The 19,189-nt window shown below is 40.2% G+C and carries 21 protein-coding genes and 1 tRNA gene; 7 read left to right on the top strand and 15 right to left on the bottom strand.

What is annotated here, in order from left to right; all coding sequences use genetic code 11:
* Window positions 1-42 precede the first annotated feature (42 nt).
* Window positions 43-309: a hypothetical protein gene (locus tag FF105_RS08705; RefSeq protein WP_290046681.1), complete on the bottom strand. Its 267-nt coding sequence runs from the start codon at window positions 307-309 to the stop codon at window positions 43-45.
* A gap of 184 nt (window positions 310-493) precedes the next feature.
* Window positions 494-631: a hypothetical protein gene (locus FF105_RS08710; RefSeq protein WP_010292574.1), complete on the bottom strand. Its 138-nt coding sequence runs from the start codon at window positions 629-631 to the stop codon at window positions 494-496.
* A gap of 338 nt (window positions 632-969) precedes the next feature.
* Here FF105_RS08710 and FF105_RS08715 point away from each other — a divergent pair, with 338 nt between their 5' ends.
* From FF105_RS08715 to FF105_RS08725, 3 genes are all read left to right on the top strand, one after another.
* Entirely contained in the window at window positions 970-1,836 is an 867-nt protein-coding gene (locus tag FF105_RS08715) for a helix-turn-helix domain-containing protein (protein WP_010292576.1), read from the top strand.
* A 48-nt stretch (window positions 1,837-1,884) separates the two neighbouring features.
* Window positions 1,885-2,268 carry a hypothetical protein gene (locus FF105_RS08720; protein WP_010292579.1) on the top strand — a complete coding sequence of 128 codons (384 nt, stop codon included), beginning with the start codon at window positions 1,885-1,887 and terminating at the stop codon, window positions 2,266-2,268.
* Window positions 2,269-2,729: 461 nt separating this feature from the next.
* Window positions 2,730-3,314 carry a hypothetical protein gene (locus FF105_RS08725; protein ID WP_010292583.1) on the top strand — a complete coding sequence of 195 codons (585 nt, stop codon included), beginning with the start codon at window positions 2,730-2,732 and terminating at the stop codon, window positions 3,312-3,314.
* Between the two features lie 97 nt (window positions 3,315-3,411).
* Here the strand turns inward: FF105_RS08725 and FF105_RS08730 are convergent.
* The 7 genes from FF105_RS08730 to FF105_RS08760 all read right to left on the bottom strand — a co-directional run bounded on the left by FF105_RS08730 (window position 3,412) and on the right by FF105_RS08760 (window position 8,735).
* Window positions 3,412-3,483, bottom strand: a tRNA-Asn gene (locus FF105_RS08730).
* A gap of 59 nt (window positions 3,484-3,542) precedes the next feature.
* Window positions 3,543-4,661 carry an aminotransferase class III-fold pyridoxal phosphate-dependent enzyme gene (locus FF105_RS08735; protein WP_010292586.1) on the bottom strand — a complete coding sequence of 373 codons (1,119 nt, stop codon included), beginning with the start codon at window positions 4,659-4,661 and terminating at the stop codon, window positions 3,543-3,545.
* A gap of 9 nt (window positions 4,662-4,670) precedes the next feature.
* A complete protein-coding gene (gene argB / locus FF105_RS08740) occupies window positions 4,671-5,405 on the bottom strand; it encodes an acetylglutamate kinase (protein WP_010292589.1) in 735 nt (244 codons plus the stop codon).
* A 34-nt stretch (window positions 5,406-5,439) separates the two neighbouring features.
* Complete coding sequence (argJ, locus tag FF105_RS08745; protein ID WP_147651134.1) at window positions 5,440-6,654, bottom strand: bifunctional glutamate N-acetyltransferase/amino-acid acetyltransferase ArgJ; 1,215 nt, start codon at window positions 6,652-6,654, stop codon at window positions 5,440-5,442.
* Window positions 6,655-6,663: 9 nt separating this feature from the next.
* Window positions 6,664-7,707, bottom strand: a complete 1,044-nt coding sequence (argC, locus tag FF105_RS08750; protein WP_290046682.1) for an N-acetyl-gamma-glutamyl-phosphate reductase — start codon at window positions 7,705-7,707, stop codon at window positions 6,664-6,666.
* Window positions 7,708-7,833: 126 nt separating this feature from the next.
* The gene (locus FF105_RS08755) at window positions 7,834-8,340 is read right to left on the bottom strand and encodes a YbhB/YbcL family Raf kinase inhibitor-like protein (RefSeq protein WP_010292595.1); all 507 of its coding nucleotides are present in this window, start codon (window positions 8,338-8,340) and stop codon (window positions 7,834-7,836) included.
* A complete protein-coding gene (locus tag FF105_RS08760; protein ID WP_010292597.1) occupies window positions 8,337-8,735 on the bottom strand; it encodes a hypothetical protein in 399 nt (132 codons plus the stop codon). Before FF105_RS08760 ends, FF105_RS08755 begins: the two co-directional genes overlap by 4 nt.
* A gap of 135 nt (window positions 8,736-8,870) precedes the next feature.
* Here FF105_RS08760 and FF105_RS08765 point away from each other — a divergent pair, with 135 nt between their 5' ends.
* Window positions 8,871-9,167 carry an HTH domain-containing protein gene (locus FF105_RS08765; RefSeq protein WP_004911862.1) on the top strand — a complete coding sequence of 99 codons (297 nt, stop codon included), beginning with the start codon at window positions 8,871-8,873 and terminating at the stop codon, window positions 9,165-9,167.
* Here FF105_RS08765 and FF105_RS08770 read toward each other — a convergent pair.
* The gene (locus tag FF105_RS08770; protein WP_290046683.1) at window positions 9,164-9,832 is read right to left on the bottom strand and encodes a potassium channel family protein; all 669 of its coding nucleotides are present in this window, start codon (window positions 9,830-9,832) and stop codon (window positions 9,164-9,166) included. The genes FF105_RS08765 and FF105_RS08770 overlap by 4 nt on opposite strands.
* A 17-nt stretch (window positions 9,833-9,849) precedes the next feature.
* A complete protein-coding gene (locus FF105_RS08775; RefSeq protein ID WP_031941306.1) occupies window positions 9,850-11,253 on the bottom strand; it encodes a TrkH family potassium uptake protein in 1,404 nt (467 codons plus the stop codon).
* A gap of 230 nt (window positions 11,254-11,483) precedes the next feature.
* On the opposite strand from FF105_RS08775, the gene FF105_RS08780 reads away from it, so the two are divergent.
* Genes FF105_RS08780 through FF105_RS08790 form a run of 3 tightly spaced genes read left to right on the top strand, consistent with a single transcriptional unit; the run spans window position 11,484 to window position 15,126 of the window.
* A complete protein-coding gene (locus FF105_RS08780; protein WP_031940967.1) occupies window positions 11,484-13,040 on the top strand; it encodes an ABC transporter ATP-binding protein in 1,557 nt (518 codons plus the stop codon).
* A complete protein-coding gene (locus FF105_RS08785; protein WP_010276210.1) occupies window positions 13,040-14,167 on the top strand; it encodes an ABC transporter permease in 1,128 nt (375 codons plus the stop codon). The genes FF105_RS08780 and FF105_RS08785 overlap by 1 nt, the downstream gene beginning before the upstream one ends.
* A 2-nt stretch (window positions 14,168-14,169) precedes the next feature.
* Window positions 14,170-15,126, top strand: coding sequence for an ABC transporter permease (locus FF105_RS08790; RefSeq protein WP_004911876.1), 957 nt, complete (start codon window positions 14,170-14,172; stop codon window positions 15,124-15,126).
* Window positions 15,127-15,197: 71 nt separating this feature from the next.
* Here FF105_RS08790 and FF105_RS08795 read toward each other — a convergent pair whose 3' ends face one another.
* The 4 genes from FF105_RS08795 to trpX form a co-directional block, all read right to left on the bottom strand.
* Window positions 15,198-16,112, bottom strand: a complete 915-nt coding sequence (locus tag FF105_RS08795; RefSeq protein ID WP_010276205.1) for an L-lactate dehydrogenase — start codon at window positions 16,110-16,112, stop codon at window positions 15,198-15,200.
* Window positions 16,113-16,202: 90 nt separating this feature from the next.
* Window positions 16,203-16,958 carry an ABC transporter ATP-binding protein gene (locus tag FF105_RS08800; RefSeq protein WP_010276203.1) on the bottom strand — a complete coding sequence of 252 codons (756 nt, stop codon included), beginning with the start codon at window positions 16,956-16,958 and terminating at the stop codon, window positions 16,203-16,205.
* Entirely contained in the window at window positions 16,951-17,850 is a 900-nt protein-coding gene (locus tag FF105_RS08805; RefSeq protein WP_010276199.1) for an ABC transporter permease, read from the bottom strand. The genes FF105_RS08800 and FF105_RS08805 overlap by 8 nt, the downstream gene beginning before the upstream one ends.
* The gene (trpX, locus tag FF105_RS08810; protein WP_010276196.1) at window positions 17,847-18,845 is read right to left on the bottom strand and encodes a tryptophan ABC transporter substrate-binding protein; all 999 of its coding nucleotides are present in this window, start codon (window positions 18,843-18,845) and stop codon (window positions 17,847-17,849) included. Before trpX ends, FF105_RS08805 begins: the two co-directional genes overlap by 4 nt.
* Between the last annotated feature and the right edge of the window lie 344 nt (window positions 18,846-19,189).

The following is a 19,189-nucleotide window of genomic DNA, read 5'->3' on the forward strand; positions in this document are numbered from 1 at the left end:
TATAAGCCTAACATTTTGCAAAACCAATGTGAAGACATCGGCTTATTTCAGTAGTACTTTATTATCAATTGCATCATAAGAAAAAGAAGCTAAATGCATTGAAACACTTGACTTCTGGTAGAAAAAATACCTTTCTTCAATAATCTGTATTGCCTTAATCGGAAAAGCGCTAAGCAAATCACAACGCCGTATAGCATCATTGATAACATTATTAAGCTGAATTTTAGTTGCCCATTGATTAACCAAAACATCATTAAAGTGGTGACTAGCACCGTTTCCATTAAAAAAACTAGGGCAATTTGATGCCATTTTTTCTTTAAAAAGGTGGCGTATGTTGGATTAACTCGCGGTAGTTCTGACATAAATTGCAAATACAGGCTTTCTAATTTGTCAGTCATTGAAGCGTCGACGAAAAAAATGGTGACTTTATCTTTGATAGAAGTTATTGGTAAGGATGTATAGAGGTTATCAATCATAAATGGTCTTGCTCCAATTAATCGTATTTATCAAATAGGTGTGAATAGTGTGCAAACTGATTATTAGCCGTTATTGTCGGCTTCAATTTTTTAGCACCAATGCGGGTCTTTGTGTCTGACTGTATATTTTCCGGTGTCGAGGTTAAAATCTTCATAGATTTTCGTGAGTATGCCCGAGCCTGTGAACGAGCCGTAGCCTTGTTAATCGGGTGTTACTTAACACGACAAAAAATGGCAATCCAAATTGATGGTTTGTCATCATGCCATATTATTCAAGATTTTTTTCAACGGCAGACTAATATTTTTAGTTTTTATTACAGACCACCAGTGGGGAGCCAGGGGAAAAATAGAGTCATTAAAAAGTGCATACGATATACCTCTCTTCATGTGCTTTTTGCAAATAAACTGTATAAGTGTATGATATGCTTTAAGTAATAACGCACAACATTTTATGCAAAATCGGATAAAATTTATTGTGAGGGTGGGGATGAGTATGAACCAAGGACAATTGTTGAAAAAAATCAGAGTCTCTAGAAGATTGAGTCAACAGCAGTTGGCCCAAAATATTACATCACAAGCAGCATTATCGCGAATGGAGAAATCTGGCAATATTGATGCCAATGTTTTATTACGTTTTTTGGATAAACTTGATATTCATCCGACGGAATTTTTTATGTTGGCCAATCCTGATGGTTGGATTGATTCTCAGGACTATCAAAAAAAGTTGTATGCAGCTTATTATAATGAACAAAATAGTCAAACCCTAATCAATCAAGAGTTGCTTTTATATGACAAGACGAAAATTAAAAAGCACCAAATCAACGCATTACGCGTTCAAGCGGTCTATGCTAAAATTAATAATTTGCCGTTAGAAAATCGCGAAGAAATAACGTATGAGATTCAGAATTATTTATTTGGGTTTGAAACGTGGTTTTTAAGTGACATTTTGATGTATCTTGATGTCTTGTTTTTGTTTGATGATACTTTTATTCGGAGCTACCATAACAGAATGATCCGTTCGTTAGATAAACTGCCTTTTAGCGCTGTGCAAAAGCATTATTTGCAAATAGCGTACGCCCATAATGCCACGGTTCTAGCATTTGACAGAAATAATATGCAGGATGCGCAATTGTACTTGCAAGCCTTTGAAAAATTTGTCTCCCTAGACACTAGAACCTTGACCGACACAATCTACTACTTAACCTACTCAAAACTTTTTAGTTTAAAACAAGGATTTGATCAACAAATATACGATGATATGCTTGATGATTTAGCGGTATTTAAACGATTTGGATATACGAAAGAATATCATGATATTCTTTATTTTATAGAAAGTATACTCAAGCCAAATAAACCATAGGGAAGTAGATGATTAGTATTAAGGTGTCAGAATGAGAGAGGCGTAATTATGAAAAATTACAAAAAGAGATATATTATCATTGCTGGATTAATAATTGGCATATTAATTTTTATGGCATTGAAATCTTGGCAAGATACCATCAGTAGTCAGAAAATGGATCAAGAGATGAGCCAAAAGGTATCTCGTGAAAATGCGGCAATTCCTGGACCAAAAGGAACTAAGCGACCAAAAAATGTTCCAGAAACATCTGGTAAAAGTTTTGCTGCGTCTACGTCCGTTACAGCGTCTGAATTGGGAAATGATGCTAGCCGAAATGCTAGTCCAGTGTATTTAATGCAGGAAGATGGCGTTTGGATATTTCGAAACTTTGAGACTGGAAAAAATCATGTTTTGACTAAAGAGGAAATTCAAAAGTATGTAACTGATCAATGAATGATTGTTAATAAGATATTTTTCAATTGAAAAAGTCACTCCTAAGAAATTAATCATTGGATTAATTTTTTTGTTAAAAGAATCAATCGCTTTACTTTGGTCATGCACATTCTGATAAGTTCGCTTCTTTTAATGTGTGTTTTGCTTTTTACCTTGAAAAATACTATAAAGTTTTTCGCTTATAACTTAATACCATAGCAATGAATATGAGTGCAAGTGACCAGGAGAGTACACATCTATAAAGATTACTAACCACAGGATAGTTATAACATTGGTTAGTAATACATAAATAATATAAGACATAACAGGTATATCCTTTGCTGGAATTATTTCTCTTTTTTTATTATTGGTTGACTGTGATAATCGATATTTAAATATAAAAAATTCACAAAAGTGTTATATTTAATTATATAAGGTGCATATTGTGTAGTTAGGCGGTTTAACGCTAAAGGAGAACACAAATGAAAGATCAAAAAACAGTAATGAAAAATCCGCCTATTTTGTCAGTTCCTGATAATCTGGTGTTGGTTTATGATCACTTTATTGAGTTGTGGGCGATGCAACTCAATGGGCAGTTTTACCCTGATAATGGTACGTTTTCAAAGATTTTTAATCGATTCATGAGTGCAACTATCACGACCGATAAAATAATAGTGAATGAAAAAAATAAAGAAAAGTTGTCAATTGATATAGCAGATGTGTCACAAGCTACTGTTTTAATTAAAAAGGTTAATTATCAAAATTTTATGGCTGGTGGCGCTAATGAAGGACCGATGTATTTAACCTTGCTGATCATTGAAGACAAAAGTGGTCATAATTATTATTTCAATTTTATGAGTGCATTAGGTGCTTGGCAACTTGTCACGAATCCACCGAAAAACCTAAAAGTGGTGGATCCTCTAAACATTAAACGACTACCGTCATTTAAAAACGAGTATGAGATTGTTGCTGCAATCAATGATCTAGGATTTGCAAAATTTATTGCAGGAACAGGATATGAGTTTTTGGATTTGAAACCTTCAGAGGTGATAAAACAAAAGGATTAAGTACTTTGCATATAAAAAACTCGTGATATTAATATCACGAGTTTTTTATGAGAACGATATTATAGTCAACGATGTACTGACTAATTTGATAATAAAACTGCTCCACCTGGATTCGAACCAGGGACCTGCGCATTAACAGTGCGTTATTCTACCGCTGAACTATGGAGCAATTAGTTGAATAATCAACTATTAAAGTATATCAAGATTAAAAATATTTGTCAACGTTTATTATTTTGAAAGAGAATTTTTAATAATATCCAAACCGATTAACAATTGTTCAGTTGGAATGGTCAAGGGAGGTAGGAGCCGAAGTGTGTTGTGACCGGCACTGAGGGCCAAAACATGTTGTTGCTGTAAATCAGATACAACTTTTGCGACAGGTACATTTAATGAGATTCCTGCCATCATACCCAAGCCACGGACATCATTTACAGTCTCTAATTGAGAAAAAGTAGCCAAATTCTTCCATAAAATGGCAATTTTATCAGAAATAGTCGGTAAAATTGTGTTGAGCTCATCAAGTGTGGCACTGGCAGCAGCCATGACCAAAGGGTTACCACCAAAAGTTGATCCGTGTGTGCCATAGCTGAAGGCTGGTGCAAATTGGTTTTTGGCAAGCATTGCGCCCACTGGTATGCCATTTGCTAAAGCTTTAGCGCTAGTTACAATATCGGGTGTAAACCCAAATTGTTCATACGCAAATTTAGTCCCAGTGCGCCCAATGCCTGTTTGAACTTCATCCACAATGATCAACGTGTGGTGTTCGTGTGCCAGAGCAACAAGGTCATTGACAAAATTTGAATTGGCAGGAACAACGCCACCTTCACCTTGCACCAGTTCTAACATAATGGCAGCCACATCATCATTTAACAACGCCTTAACGCTTTCAATTTTGTTGAATTCGGCGTACAAAAAACCGTCCAGCATAGGCAAACCTTGATGGATACTGTCTTGACCAGTTGCTGACATGGCTGCATAAGTTCGGCCATGAAACGAATTAGTAAAAGAGATGATGTTTGGGCGCTTGGTGACCAAACGGGCTAATTTGATGGCTGCTTCATTGGTTTCAGCACCGGAATTTGCAAAATAAACAGTATACTCTGAACCGCCGAGTTTATTGGCGACAGTTTCTTGTAGTGGATTATCATAAAGATTAGGCAAATGCCAAAAAAGATCTGCTTGCGTTTTTAAAGCATTAACAACAGTCGGGTTATTAGCACCAACATTATAGACACCAATACCGCTGGATAGGTCAATATAGTCGGCGCCAGTTTGATCAGTCCAAGTTGCATTGGACATTTTGGCAAATGTAATCGGCGCGCGTTTGTAATTTGGGAAAAGGGTCATTGAGATGCCTCACATTGAAATGGTTGTGCCATGACTGGCGATTGTATTAGTTATATGAACCGCGTTAACACCGTTTTTAACGGCAGAAAAAGCGCTGTTGACTTTTGGTAACATGCCACCATGAATGACAGATTCAGTCTGTAATTCAATAGCACGTTGTGGTGTGAGTTGCTGCAAAATGTTGCCGTGGACTTCAATGCCAGACACATCAGTTAACAAATAAAGTTCATCAGACTTCAAAAACTTTGCAACCGTAGTTGCGGCGCTATCGGCATTGACATTAAGCCACTGGCCTTGATTAGTGATGGCTAGTGGTGCAATGATTGGAATCAAGTTTTGCTGCCAAAGCGATTGAATTAGTTGGGTATTAACTTGATCAATTTGTCCTACCAGACCAAAAACTTCCTGATTGATATAATGACCAGTCAAAAGTTGATTGCTCTCGGCATTGAGACCAATGGCGCTCAAACCATGATGACGGAATGCTTCAACTAAATCTGGCTGAACTTGTCCTAATAATGCCATCTTCGTGATAGCGAGTCCAGTTGGTGTTGTTTGACGAATACCATCAATTTTGACAACAGGTTCGTTAAGTTGGGTCATCAGGGTTGAAATACTGTCGCCGCCACCATGAACGATTGTGATGTTGTAATTATTTTTTTGCCAATGCTTAATTGTTTCAAAAAAAGCAGGTGTGAGTTGGCTGGCAGCGTTACCGCCGATCTTAATCAGAATATTTTTCATAGTTTTTTCCGTCCATGTGTGATGACTTGGTGGGTTAGGTGGTGTATAAGGCGTTTATTTTGACGTAACCGTATGTGAGGTCACTGCCCCAAGCTTGACCTGTGGCAGTGCCGTCATGTAGATCAATGGTAATATCAATGTCGTGTTGTGCTAATTGCTCGCTCATTTGTTGCGCGTCAAAGTCAATAGGAGCGCCAGCCGACATTACGGTGATGTCATTTAAAGCAATGTCGATGCTATCGGGATTGATGTTAACACCGCTAGCACCAATTGCTGCGATGATACGTCCCCAGTTAGGATCTTGACCAAACATAGCTGTTTTGACGAGGGACGAGCCAACGATTTTTTTGGCAACCATGCGTGCGCCAAGACCATCCTGTGCGTGGTTGACGGTGACTGTTAGCAGTTTGGTTGCACCTTCGCCGTCGTTAGCAATGGCAATCGCCAGTGCCGTAGTGACAGTGTTAAGCATAATCTTGAACTGGGAAAAATCATCATTTTCTGTTGTGATAGGTGGATTTTGAGCGCCGCCATTAGCCATCACAAGGACCGTATCGTTAGTTGATGTATCACCATCGATGGTGATTTGATTAAAACTAGTTTCGACGTCAGCTGACAATGCAGTTTGTAGAAGAGAAGGCGTAATACTGACATCTGTTGTGATAAAACCTAGCATTGTCGCCATATTGGGGTGGATCATGCCAGAGCCTTTGGCTACACCGCTCATAGTCACTTGATGCCCTGCAATTTCTGATTGAATTGTGATGGTTTTTTTGACCGTATCAGTGGTTTTAATTGCTTCGGCAAAGCTATCTGCATCACCGTCAATATTGAGTTTTGCAATGCCGGCGGTGACAGTGTCGATAGGCAGTGGCTGACCAATCACGCCCGTTGACGAAACAGCTACTAATTCTGGTGAAATATTGAGTTGCGTAGCAGTAACGGCTTGCATCGTTTTGGCGTGAGTCAAGCCAATGGCGCCAGTTACGGCATTAGCGTTGCCAGAATTAACAACGATGGCTTGTATTTGACCGTTTTGGATCACGTTTTTGTCAAGCTGAACCGGTGCGGCTTGCACTTGATTGGTTGTGAAAACACCAGCCACACTAGCAGGTACATCACTATAAATCCAACCAAGATCCTTTGATTTATGTTTGAGTCCAACATGCTGACCGTCAGCATGAAAACCTTTTGGTGTGGCAATATTGCCATCAGTGATGGTGTGAATTTGTGAGAGAAGTTTTGTCATAAGTAGTCCTTAAGCATATTGTGCAATGAGATTTAGACCGATTGATTCGGTAAAACCGAAAAAGTGATTAGCATTTTGAATTGCTTGACCGGCAGCGCCTTTGATCATGTTGTCAATGACGCTAACAATAGTGAGAAATTGTGTCTCTGGGTTGTAAGTTAACCCGATATCCGCGAAATTAGTGCCAACAACTTGCTTGATATTTGGTAATTCATTGCTAGGCATGACACGTACAAACGTTTTGTCAGCATACGTGTTTTCAAATAGTTCTTGTAGTTGCTGCGGTGTTCGAGGTTCTTTTAATTTGACATAAGCACTGACGAAAATACCGCGATTAATTGGCAATAATGATGTTGTGAACTGAATATGAGCAATATCTGGTTGCCAAATATGTAACTGCTGGGTGATTTCGGGAATGTGTTGATGTGAATTTGGTTTATACATTGTGAAATTATCGATGACATTGACAAAATGGCTGGCTGTGGTTAATGATTTGCCAGCCCCAGACAAACCACTTTTGGCATCAATCACGATACTATTTTGATCGAGTAAATGATGTTGGGCTAGTGGTGCTAATGCTAACAGTGTTGCTGTTGCATAACAACCCGGATTGGCAATGTAACTTGTCGTTTCGTTATCATAAAAATCAGCTAAACTGTACTGACTTTTTGCTAACAATGCTGGTTCTGCAGGCGTTTTGTGATACCATTTTTGATAATCATCAGCAGTGAGACGGAAATCACCAGACAAATCAATCACTGGAAAGTTAGCAAGAATAAAGGGCTCCGCGAGATCCTTACTGATACCACTGGATGTTGCAAAAAAAACAATGTCAGTTTTTTGCATAATATGCAAGGCGTCAAACGCTTCAGGTGACAAATTATACATTCCAGAAAAATGTGGGAATTGTTCACTGATGTCATGACCATCCGGTTGTGTGTTGGTAATGATAGCAACGTCAATAAAGGGATGAGAATAAAGAAGACGCAGCAATTCAAGTCCGGCGTATCCTGTAACGCCGACAATTGTCGCTTTGATTTTTTGTATTGTCACTGCAAATCTCCTATCTCATTTAATGATTAAATATTAAATTAAAATGAATTTTAATTCAATAAATATGCATGATAAAGGTGAATAAGCGTTGAATTATTGCATAAAAAAAACACTTCCGAAGAAGTGTTAAGCGCGAGCGGGTAAATCAAGAATTGCAGTTGCAAGCACGTGGTTTTGACTTTTGTTACGCAGCTCATTCAGAAAGAATCCGTCTTGTAAATCTAATTTGGTGTCTAAGGCAAACACAGTTAGCGTATATTGGTGTGTTTTGTCGGGTGGCATTGGGCCAATATAAGCTTGGTTGATATCAGGATTAGCTGTTTCACCCATTTTTTGGACATTGTGCCAAGTAGAATTTGTACCAAAAGTAGCTGTCCCGGTTGCACGCAAATTTTCTGGAATATTGGCAACGGGTAAGTTAGCAGCTAACCAGTGAATCCAAGGGAAACCAGTTACAGGTACAGCGTCGTAATCAATTAAACTCACTGATAATGATACGGTGCCCGTGGGAATGTCGCTAATATTGACTGGAAAGTTAACAGTAGGCATGCCATTGGTACGATAATTATCTGGGGCATATTTAGCATAAATATTGGGTAATAATTGATTTTCTAATGTAACGTTAAGTTTCATTTTGTTTCTCCAATCAAATTTTTTTTGGCTTGTGCGAGACGGGTGCGAACTTGGATTGGCATGTCAGCGTTATATGCGCGGACGGTTGCAATCGCTTTAATAATGGCATCAGTCTGTTCATCTATGTCAGTAACTTTGGTAATTTGACGTTGTGTTTCAACTTCAAAGCGGTCGATAAAATCCAGTTGAAGTTGGGTTTTGTCTGCGCGCAACGTTTCGGCTGATGCTGATTTACCTTCGGACTCAAGCGCCTTAATGGCTGCTTGATAACCCTCAAAAAATTCATTGGCATCGCTAGTATTGCGCCATGTTTTAGGCGCTTGTGGTTCGGGTTCAGATATTGTATCAAGCTTTTTCTCAGTGGGCTTTTTTTTGAAAATATCGAATAAAGACATTATATGTCCTTTCTCCTGAAAATGCAGGGAACATGCTTATCTAAGATGGGAATGGTTGTTTTTGTCATGAGACTGGAATAGCGAACAAACGTTTTATTTGATACAATAAAACTAGTTTTTGAATCGGGGAAAATCATGGCAGCACGGAAAACAATTTTTAATGACAAACAACGCATCTTACGCTTATATTCATCACTCATTAGTCATCGTGAGCTTTCAATAGAAGAAATCGAAGACATGTTTTTTGTTGGGCGCAAGACAGTTCAACGCGATATTTCAGAAATACGGACTTTTTTGCATGACTTACAAATTGGTGAACCAGTTAAGTCTGAAATTATTTTTGATCGTAATTCTAAAAAGTATCGTTTAACCGAAATGGATAATTTGTTTGCCGTGTTTGATAAGATCAATCAGCTAGATGAGGGCATTTAATTAAGTTGATTGGTAATTTGGTCGAAGTCATCAACCATATCTTTAGGATCAACGACTGATACAATGTCTTTTTCTTGAAGGGTGTAGCTTGCCTCTGGGGCAACGATGACTTCGTTAGCATGCCTGACGGCAATCACATTCAGACCAAATTTTTTGCGGATGTTGAGGTCTTTGATCGAACGACCGTAAAAAGCAGGATTGACAATTTGTATTTCTGCCATTGAATAGTCATCAGATAACTCTATAAAGTTTAACATGTTGGGCGCTAATAGTTTGCGTGCCACTCGTTCGCCCATCTCGCGTTCCGGTTGCACAACGACATCAGCGCCTATTTTTGTGAGCACACGCAAATGGGTATGATTTTCCGCTTTAGCAATAACATTTTTGGCGCCTAAATCTTTGGCGTTGATGGTAGCTAGAATGCTGGCTTGCATGTTATGACCAATGGCAATGATAACGTGATCAAAGCTTGCAATGTCAAGCTTTCGTAAGACATCATCTTCTTGTGCATCTGCGACAACTACCTGTGTGGCAATATCACGATAATCGTTGACATTTTCTTCATTAATATCAATACCCATCACATCCTGACCGTTAGCGATCAGTGTTTGTAAGAGGGCACCGCCGAATCGACCAAGTCCAATAATAGCGTAAGTTTGTTTCATAATTTACCTCAAATTTTTTATCCGATAATGACTGATTCTTCGGGATAGCGATACGGTGCGGCTTCGTCATGAACATTCAAAATTGAAAACATAACGGTATAAATACCAACACGACCAATGAACATTGCTAACATGATGACCAATTGCCCAAAAGTCGTCAAATGTGGCGTGAGACCAAGTGTCAAACCAGCAGTGGCAAAGGCACTGACCACCTCAAAAATAACATATTCCAGACCGTGGTTGGCGGCATGACTTTGAGTGAGCATCAACATAAACGACAGAATACCAAGAAAAACAAGTGACACACAAACTAATAACAACGCTCGCATGATATTTTCTTGGGTCAAGCGCCGATGAGCAAATGTGACATCTTTTTTGCCACGTAAAGCAGCATGCGTTTGTAAAATTAAGACACCAAGAGTTGTTGTCTTAATACCGCCGGCGGTCGAGCCCGGCGTACCACCAATATACATTAACATCATGGTCAATAGAATAGTGGCAGACCCAAGACCACCGACATCAAACTGTGTAAATCCGGCGGTACGATACGAAATAGACATAAATAGCGTATCAAAAACACGCATGACGGGTGACAAGCCACTGGCAAACGCTAAGTTGCGTTCAGTTAATTCGAACAAAAGCCAACCACCAATGATTAAAGCGCCGGTCATGACCAAAGCTAACTTTGAATGAAGTGTTAGACGATGCGTTTTTTGATACAATAACACGTCACGCCAAACCAAAAATCCTAACGAACCAGCAATGACTAAGGCCGCAATAATCGCTAACACAAAGGGTTGGTTGACATACTCGGCAGTGTTTTTTGGCAAAATGGAAAAACCTGAATTACCAAAAGCAGAAATGGCATGGAAGATTGCATAAAAAGCACCACGGCCCCAACCAAAATCATGAATAAAAAAGGGTGCTAATAATATAGTGCCAATGAATTGAATTGCAATCGAAAGTTTAATCACATAGCCAAAGACGGCACGTGTGTCATATAGACTTTGTAAATTATAGACCTCTTGCACCATCATTTTACTGCGCAAGTCCATCTGCCGACGAGTGGCCGTAAATAACAATACTGAAAAAGACATAAATCCAAGAGCACCAATTTCGATTAAAATCATGATAATGGTTTGCCCGAACGTAGTCCAATGGGTTGCTGTATCAACAACGGTGAGACCAGTAACAGATGCAGCAGAAGTGGCAGTGAATAAGGCATCCATAAATGTATGATCACGACCACCAACATAACTGATGGGTAGCATCAATAATAGTGCGCCAACTGTAATCACGGTTAAAAAACCTAACGACAGTCGTTGCGGCATTGAAATACGCGACCAAAAAAAACGTCGCTGTGAATAATCATGGAATTTCCGCATTTCCGCAGCGGAGGGCAGGTCGATTTTTCTAGACATGCTCTTATTATAACGCATCTAATAAGGTTGATGAGGGTTTATTAGTTGGTATGGGGGAATATGTTGAGTCACTTTATTGCCATTTTCACGATTGAAAAGCGTTTAGCAATAGGTAAAAATAATGAAATATATGTGTTTATAGAACATGGTATAATATTCTTTAAGGAATTTCCGCGAACAGCATTTGTCCGCGGAATTTTTACAAATGAATAGAAAGAAGTGGATGATATATGACCGAATCAACACCAGTCATTGAAATGCGACACATCGTCAAAAAGTTTGGCGATTTTGCTGCCAATGATGACATCAATTTACAAGTCCAACAAGGTGAAATTCACGCGTTACTTGGTGAGAACGGTGCCGGCAAATCGACATTAATGAATATTTTAACAGGGTTGTTGCAACCAACTAGTGGGGACATTTTAATTAATGGACAACCAGTAGTGGTAGATTCACCCTCAAAGTCAGATTCGTTAGGTATTGGTATGGTTCACCAACATTTTATGTTGATAGATGCTTTTACAGTGACGGAGAACATTGTTTTAGGATCGGAAATTACAAAAGGACTCTCATTAGATACCAAAACGGCGGCTAAAAAAATCCAAAGTTTGTCAGACCAATATGGTTTGGCAGTTAATCCAATGGCTAAAATCTCAGACATATCTGTGGGACAACAACAGCGTGTTGAGATTTTAAAGACCTTATATCGCGGTGCTGATATTTTGATTTTTGATGAGCCTACGGCGGTTTTGACACCACAAGAAATTGATGAATTGATTGCAATTATGCACAATTTAGCCAAAGAAGGCAAGTCAATTATTTTAATCACCCATAAGCTGGATGAAATTCGTGCTGCCGCTGACCGCGTAACGGTTATCCGTGCTGGTAAGTCTATCAAGACATTCCCAGTTGCTGGTGTTTCATCACAACAATTAGCTGATTTGATGGTTGGACGTGAAGTGAGCTTCAAAACGGAAAAAGAACCTGCGCACCCAAAACAAACAGTGTTGGCGATTGACAATATTGAAGTAGATGATGCACGTGGCGTTGCCGCTGTAAAAGATTTCAGTCTTGAAGTTAAAGCTGGTGAAATTGTTGGTTTGGCCGGTATTGATGGTAATGGTCAAACTGAACTAATTCAAGGGATTACAGGGTTAACCAAGGTTAAGTCCGGCCATGTCACATTGAATGGTAAGGACGTGACGAACAAAAAACCACGTCAAATCACGGAATCTGGCGTTGGGCATATACCGGAAGACCGTTTACGTTTTGGCATGGAAGTTGACATGACCTTGTCAGAAAACTTGTCATTACAAACTTACTATAAGCAACCAATTTCCAAATCTGGTGTCTTACAGCCAGCAGAAATGGATAAGTTGGCTAACAAATTAGTCAAAGAATTTGATGTTCGTGCAGCAAGTATTCATGTGACAGCAGGTTCAATGTCAGGTGGTAATCAGCAAAAAGCTGTTGTCGCGCGAGAATTAGATCGTGACAATGACTTGATTATCGCAGCTCAGCCGACGCGTGGTTTGGATGTTGGTGCAATTGAATATATTCATCGGCGATTGATTGATCAACGTACCGCTGGAAAAGCGGTTCTGGTAGTGAGTTTTGAATTAGATGAAATATTAAATTTGTCAGACCGGATTGCTGTCATTAATGCTGGTAAAATTGTTGGTATTGTAGACGCCAAGGAGACAAATAAACAAGAATTAGGTTTGTTGATGACTGGCATGAGTTTGGAAGCAGCGCGTGAAGCGTTGAAAGAAGAGGTGACAGTCTAATGGTGGTGCAAAAAAATAATTTTTCAGTTGCACTGTTTTCTGTATTGTTTGGGTTGATTGTCGGCGCTATCATTATGTTAGTGTTCGGGTATAACCCTATTTCAGGTTATATTGCGCTAATTAGTTCGGCGTTCGGGTCAATGCAAGACATTGGTGGCGTCCTGACGCAAATGACACCGTTGATATTGACTGCCTTGGGATTCACGGTTGCATCAACGGCGGGATTCTTCAACATTGGCTTATCTGGGCAGGCATTAGCTGGTTGGGTAGGCGCTGTATGGTATGCGCTAAGTTTCCCTGATATGCCAGCATTTGTGATGATTCCCAGTGCGTTAATTTTAGGTACTGCTTTGGGTGCCGTTGCTGGATTAATTCCGGGTTGGCTACGCGCACAGTTTGGTGCTAGTGAAGTGATTGTCACCATCATGATGAACTATATTTTGCTCTTTTTGGGTAACAATATTTTGCAAAATACGATGGCAAAAAGCATCAAAGAATCTGCTGAAACGACGAAACAAGTCGGGCATAATGCCTCACTTCAATTAAAATGGCTGACAGATTTGACACAAGGTTCAAGCGTTTCGACGGGCATCTTTATCGCGTTAATTATGATAGTGGTAGTTTGGTTTGTCATGAAAAAGACAACATTAGGCTTTGAAATTACCGCTGTTGGCTTGAACCCCGACGCCGCTAAATATGCTGGTGTTTCGGCAAAAAGAACAGCAGTTGTTGCGATGGCAATTTCTGGTGGTTTAGCTGGTTTAGCAGGTACAATCGAGGGACTTGGCAACTATCTTAACTTCTTCACACAAAATAGCTCACCATCTATCGGATTTGATGGTATGGCCGTTGCATTGTTGGGCGGTGGTTCATATTTGGGTATCTTGGGTGCTGCTGCGCTATTCTCAGTGCTCAAAATTGGCGGCCTAGGTATGCCAATGAGTTCAGGTGTGCCATTTGAATTAGTAGATATTGTGATTGCCTCAATCATTTTCTTCGTTGGCGCAAACTACTTAATCCGTCTGATTCAAAAGCGCATTAAAGCTATGGATGAAAAGGCAGCAACTCAAGACGCTGCTAAAAAGTCGGCCAAAGTTGCTAGCAAACAAGCGAAAGGTGGTGAATAAACATGTCATTAGTAGCGATTCTTACATTAGTTGTGTCAAGTACATTGGTTTATTCAGCACCACTGATATTTACATCAATTGGTGGCACATTTTCGGAACGTAGTGGTGTGGTCAACGTTGGTTTGGAAGGTATCATGGGTATGGGTGCATTTGCGTCCGTTGTGTTCAATCTTACGTTTGCAAATACTTTTGGCACGTTGACCCCTTGGCTTGGTCTGGTTGCTGGTGCGATTGTTGGATTAGTCTTTTCACTCTTACATGCAGTGGCGACGGTCACTTTGCGAGCTGATCACATTATTTCTGGTACTGTTATTAATTTGATGGCGCCAGCGTTGGGTGTCTTTTTGATTAAAGTCATCTATGGCAAAGGACAAACCGAACCTATTTCGCAAGACTTTGGTTATGCTAACGTACCTGTTTTAGATAAAATCCCGTTTATTGGACCAATCTTTTTTGAGAAAACATCAGCACCGGCATGGTTAGCAATTATCGTGGCTGTTCTATCATGGTATATCATTTTCAAAACAAAATTTGGCTTGCGCTTGCGTTCAGTTGGTGAAAATCCACAAGCAGCGGATACGCTAGGTCTAAATGTTGCCCGCTTGCGATATTCTGGTGTGATGATTTCTGGTGTTTTAGGTGGTGTTGGTGGTGCAGTAGTTGCTCAGTCAATTTCACTTAATTACAGTGTCGGCACTATCGTGGGACAAGGATTCGTGGCTATGGCGGCCATGATATTTGGCCGATGGAATCCATTAGGTGCCATGGGCGCTTCATTATTTTTCGGATTATCACAGTCACTTGCAGTTGTGGGTGCACAATTGCCGGGATTGAAGAATGTCCCATCAATCTGGTTACAAATTGCACCTTACGTACTGACAATTGTCGTGCTTGTCTTCTTCTTTGGTAAGACACGAGCGCCAAAAGCAGATGGTGTTAATTATATTAAAGCAGCTTAATACCCTTCAAAGCATGTCAAAATGGCATGTTTTTTTGATGTAAAAAACCCTTCGCGAGAAGGGTTTACGATTTAAGAATAATCTGTGGTTTTGGTTTGAATAGCTTTCGCGCTGGCTGCCAACTTGTCTTGTTCTTCGGGAGTTAGTGGCAAATCAAAGTTAGCGACAACACCGCCACGACCAATAATCGCTGGAGATGAAATATAGCCATCAAAATCCTCGTTATAGTGAGAAACAATCGCTTCTTTTCGTGCATCAGACAAAATGATTTGTAGCAATGAAACAGCAGCGTGGGCAATGGCAAAATTCGTATAGCCTTTACCAGAATGAACAGTGAAGCCACCGACGCGAGCGTCATTTTCTAATTTATCCAAATCAAGTGATTTTTCTGCTGCCCACGTACGGGCATTTTGACCCATAACATTAACTGTTGACCAAGCGGCAAACTGGGAGGCACCGTGTTCACCTAATACATAGCCGTTGACACTACGCGGGTCGACACCTAGCGCTTCGCCAAAGACGCGCTTGAGTCGCGCTGTGTCAAGGTAAGTCCCTGTCCCAATAACTTGTGCACTTGGCAAGCCGGTAGCTTGCTGGTAGATACCAGTAATGACATCAACAGGATTACTAATCGCTAACAATACACCATTAAAGCCGACTGCTTTCAAGTCAGCACCGACCTGCTTGGCCATTGGCAAGTTTGCTTTGAGTTCACCAAAGCGATCACCATCTGGTTTGATGAGATGAATGTGACCAAGTGCGCTAATGACAACATCTGCATCTGCTAAATCAGGGTAATCACCAACATGCACATCAATGTGTTTATCCAAAAGACTTGAGGCGTCGCTGAAGTCTAATGCTTCAGAGGCCACTTTTTCTGGTTTCTTATCAATCAGCACTAGTTCATCAGCTAAACCTTGGGACACAATCAAATGTGCGACGGTTGCGCCCACATGACCGATACCAACTATTCCTACTTTACGCATAAAAACCCCACCTATTCATTTTCATTAAATATGAATTAAATTATACACTTAATAAGTTAGAATTTCCTTGCTAATATCACATTTTAAGCGTTAAGCAATAAAATACTTTAGAATTTGTTCTTCAGTAAGCATATCTTTATCTTCACCACGAACATCAAGGACAATTTGACCAGCATTTAAAATAATGAGGCGATTACCATATTCTAAGGCATCTGCTAGATTATGAGTAATCATCAAAGCAGTTAAATGATTCTCCGTGACCTGCTGATTGGTGGCTAACATCAGTTGTTCTGATGTTTTTGGATCGAGCGCTGCCGTGTGTTCGTCTAGTAAGAGTAGCTCTGGCTTGACGCGCGTTGCCATTAAGAAGCTTAAAGCCTGTCGCTGACCACCAGATAAATCACCGGTGGCTGTTTGTAGACGTGTATCTAAGTTATTACCCATGGTTTTGGTAATAGTGGCGTACTCATTGAGCTTTTCTTTTGTCAGGCCTCGACTGCGCAAACGACGCTTAGCGCCTCGTTTTTCAGCGAGCAATAAATTTTCGGCCACAGTCATTCGAGGCGCTGTCCCCATCTTCGGATCTTGAAAAACACGAGCGATATAGTTGGTGCGTGTTACGGCAGATTCGTTGGCAATGTTATGATTATGGTGCAAAATTTGACCCGTACTAATCGGTAAATTACCAGCAATCGCGTTGAAAAGGGTTGATTTTCCAGCGCCGTTGGTGCCCAAAACAGTAATGAAGTCACCGTCAAAAATATCAAGGTTAAGCGATTTGAGAATTTCGGTATTCTCACCGACAGTCACAACGACATTTTTAAGTGAAAAAACAGGTTCAGTCATGAGGGGCAACTCCTTTTTTAAGCATAGTGTCTAATTTCAGCGCGTGGCGAATTTGTGGCAACATCATAGCCAAAGCCAATACAAAGGCAGAAATTAAGTTCAAATCGTTAGTGCTAAAGCCAAGTTGCAAGACAGCCAGCAAGACCAAACGATATAAAATCGAACCAACAATCACGGCAACAAGTCGTTCATTTAATGTTAATTCGCCAAAGACAACTTCACCAATAATGATTGAGGCTAGGGCAATAACAATAATACCAATGCCCATGTTAATGTCAGCGTAGCCATTATTTTGAGCAATGACAGCCCCGCCAAAAGCGATTAAACCATTTGATAACATCAGTCCCATGATGGTCATCCGATCAGTTTTGATACCAATTGATTGCGCCATATTAGGGTTATCGCCAGTGGCAATGAAAGCTTGTCCGAGTTCAGTTTGGAGGAAGAAAATCAGTGCGATGGTGATAATTGCAATGATGACAGAGCCAACCAATACAGAGTCAAAATATTTAGGCAGGTGCCGCAAGAAAGCGGCCGAAAAGAGTGACTTTTGGTTGAGCAATGAAATATTAGCTGACCCCATAATGCGTAAATTGATGGATAACGAGGCTGTCATAACCAAGATACCAGCTAACAAGATAGGAATTTTTCCTTTTGTGTAAAGTAGACCAGTGATTAAACCGGCAATTGCACCAACAATAAAAGCGCTGATGGTTGCCAAATAGGGATTCACGCCGTGGGCAATCATAGCTACAGCAGTAGCTGCGCCCAATGGAAATGAGCCTTCAACAGTCATATCAGGAAAATTTAAGATACGAAATGTGAGAAAAAGCGCGACCCCTAATACGGCCCAAAGTAGTCCTTGACCAATGCTTGAAACGATAATACTCATTTGATTACTTCTCCTTTACTTTCAGCATCTTTGACGAGAGATTGCGGTAGTGTGACTCCTAATAATTTAGCTTGCTTTTCATTGACAACGGGTACCCCCTTAGTGATGGTTTTGACAGGGTATGTGGCGGGGTTTTTGCCTTTCAAGACTTTAGCAGCCATGATACCGGCTTGGTAGCCGATGTCATATTGGCTTACTGAGATAGTAGCTAAACCACCGTCTTTAACCATTGTATCAACTGCGGGGATGACTGGAATTTTTTCTTGATTTGTGACATTAATTAGGGTTTTCATGGCTGAAGCAACACCGTTATCTTGTGGGGCGTAGACAACATCGACTTGACCTGCCATGGTTTCAGCAATTTGTTGCATATCGTTGGTTGTGGCAATCGTGTACATTTTGACGTCATAGCCTTGGCTCTTAGCTAAAGTTGCCATTTTTTTGGCATTATATTCGCCACCGTGATCAGAAGTTGTATAGATAATGCCAAGTTTTTTGGCAGCTGGGACAACTTCTTTAATCACATCTAAATGCTGTTGAAGAGGTGAATCACCTGACGTACCAGTAATATTTTTACCTGGGCGTTGTGTTGATTTTACTAAGCCTCCTCCGACAGGGTCAGTAATGCCGGCCAAAATAACGGGTGTTTGTCCGTCAGCTGTTTTAGCTAAAGATAAGGCAGCAGGAGACGCAATACCAACGGTTAAATCAGCATTTTCGTTGGCAAATTTCTGTGACATGGTCTTCAAATTAGACTGATCTGCTTGCGCATTTTGATAATCAATTTTGATTTTGCCTTTGGTGTAGCCTTCATGAGCCAAACCAGCGACGACACCTTTGTGGATTTGATCCAGTGCCGGATGGGTTACTAGTTGTAGAATGCCGACCGTTGGTATGTACTGCTTTTTGGCGGTTTGAGGCTTGGATGTTTGGAAAAATGCGACACCCAAAAATGCGACAATGATGATAATGACTGCTGCTAAACGCTTGTTCATAATATAATCTCCGTAACTGTTCTCTTCATAAAAAATGACCTTGGGAAGCCACACAAAGCTTTCCAAGGTCAAAAGAAAAGTCTGCATGGCGTGTTGATTGCCATACAGACTCAAAGTAATGCAAAAGTCGTCGGTATGGACAAAACTGATTGTCTCAGCTTGTCCGTTACCGAAAAGCTGATTTACCGACGCCACCAAGCGTTACTAAATTGTGCTGAAACTTTTTGCATGATTTATCTCCGAGTTGTTTATGAAATAAGGATACTAAGAATTTGATGAGTTGTCAAGCATATTGTTAAGATAATTATTAAATCTTTTGTGTGATAATACAAACAGTGGTGGCA

This window comes from Leuconostoc sp. UCMA20149 (assembly GCF_030400235.1).
GTDB classification, from domain to species: domain Bacteria; phylum Bacillota; class Bacilli; order Lactobacillales; family Lactobacillaceae; genus Leuconostoc; species Leuconostoc pseudomesenteroides.

What these genes read in the sequence shown, in the direction of transcription:
- trpX (WP_010276196.1), bottom strand. Translation starts at nt 18,845, where the DNA reads ATGAACAAGCGTTTAGCAGCAGTCATTATCATCATTGTCGCATTTTTG.
- FF105_RS08705 (WP_290046681.1), bottom strand. Translation starts at nt 309, where the DNA reads ATGGCATCAAATTGCCCTAGTTTTTTTAATGGAAACGGTGCTAGTCAC.
- FF105_RS08800 (WP_010276203.1), bottom strand. Translation starts at nt 16,958, where the DNA reads ATGACTGAACCTGTTTTTTCACTTAAAAATGTCGTTGTGACTGTCGGT.
- FF105_RS08795 (WP_010276205.1), bottom strand. Translation starts at nt 16,112, where the DNA reads ATGCGTAAAGTAGGAATAGTTGGTATCGGTCATGTGGGCGCAACCGTC.
- argJ (WP_147651134.1), bottom strand. Translation starts at nt 6,654, where the DNA reads ATGACAAAACTTCTCTCACAAATTCACACCATCACTGATGGCAATATT.
- FF105_RS08780 (WP_031940967.1), top strand. Translation starts at nt 11,484, where the DNA reads ATGACCGAATCAACACCAGTCATTGAAATGCGACACATCGTCAAAAAG.
- FF105_RS08760 (WP_010292597.1), bottom strand. Translation starts at nt 8,735, where the DNA reads ATGTCTTTATTCGATATTTTCAAAAAAAAGCCCACTGAGAAAAAGCTT.
- FF105_RS08770 (WP_290046683.1), bottom strand. Translation starts at nt 9,832, where the DNA reads ATGAAACAAACTTACGCTATTATTGGACTTGGTCGATTCGGCGGTGCC.
- FF105_RS08775 (WP_031941306.1), bottom strand. Translation starts at nt 11,253, where the DNA reads ATGTCTAGAAAAATCGACCTGCCCTCCGCTGCGGAAATGCGGAAATTC.
- FF105_RS08735 (WP_010292586.1), bottom strand. Translation starts at nt 4,661, where the DNA reads ATGACCCTTTTCCCAAATTACAAACGCGCGCCGATTACATTTGCCAAA.
- FF105_RS08790 (WP_004911876.1), top strand. Translation starts at nt 14,170, where the DNA reads ATGTCATTAGTAGCGATTCTTACATTAGTTGTGTCAAGTACATTGGTT.
- argB (WP_010292589.1), bottom strand. Translation starts at nt 5,405, where the DNA reads ATGAAAAATATTCTGATTAAGATCGGCGGTAACGCTGCCAGCCAACTC.
- FF105_RS08755 (WP_010292595.1), bottom strand. Translation starts at nt 8,340, where the DNA reads ATGAAACTTAACGTTACATTAGAAAATCAATTATTACCCAATATTTAT.
- FF105_RS08725 (WP_010292583.1), top strand. Translation starts at nt 2,730, where the DNA reads ATGAAAGATCAAAAAACAGTAATGAAAAATCCGCCTATTTTGTCAGTT.
- FF105_RS08715 (WP_010292576.1), top strand. Translation starts at nt 970, where the DNA reads ATGAACCAAGGACAATTGTTGAAAAAAATCAGAGTCTCTAGAAGATTG.
- FF105_RS08710 (WP_010292574.1), bottom strand. Translation starts at nt 631, where the DNA reads ATGAAGATTTTAACCTCGACACCGGAAAATATACAGTCAGACACAAAG.
- FF105_RS08805 (WP_010276199.1), bottom strand. Translation starts at nt 17,850, where the DNA reads ATGAGTATTATCGTTTCAAGCATTGGTCAAGGACTACTTTGGGCCGTA.
- FF105_RS08785 (WP_010276210.1), top strand. Translation starts at nt 13,040, where the DNA reads ATGGTGGTGCAAAAAAATAATTTTTCAGTTGCACTGTTTTCTGTATTG.
- FF105_RS08765 (WP_004911862.1), top strand. Translation starts at nt 8,871, where the DNA reads ATGGCAGCACGGAAAACAATTTTTAATGACAAACAACGCATCTTACGC.
- FF105_RS08720 (WP_010292579.1), top strand. Translation starts at nt 1,885, where the DNA reads ATGAAAAATTACAAAAAGAGATATATTATCATTGCTGGATTAATAATT.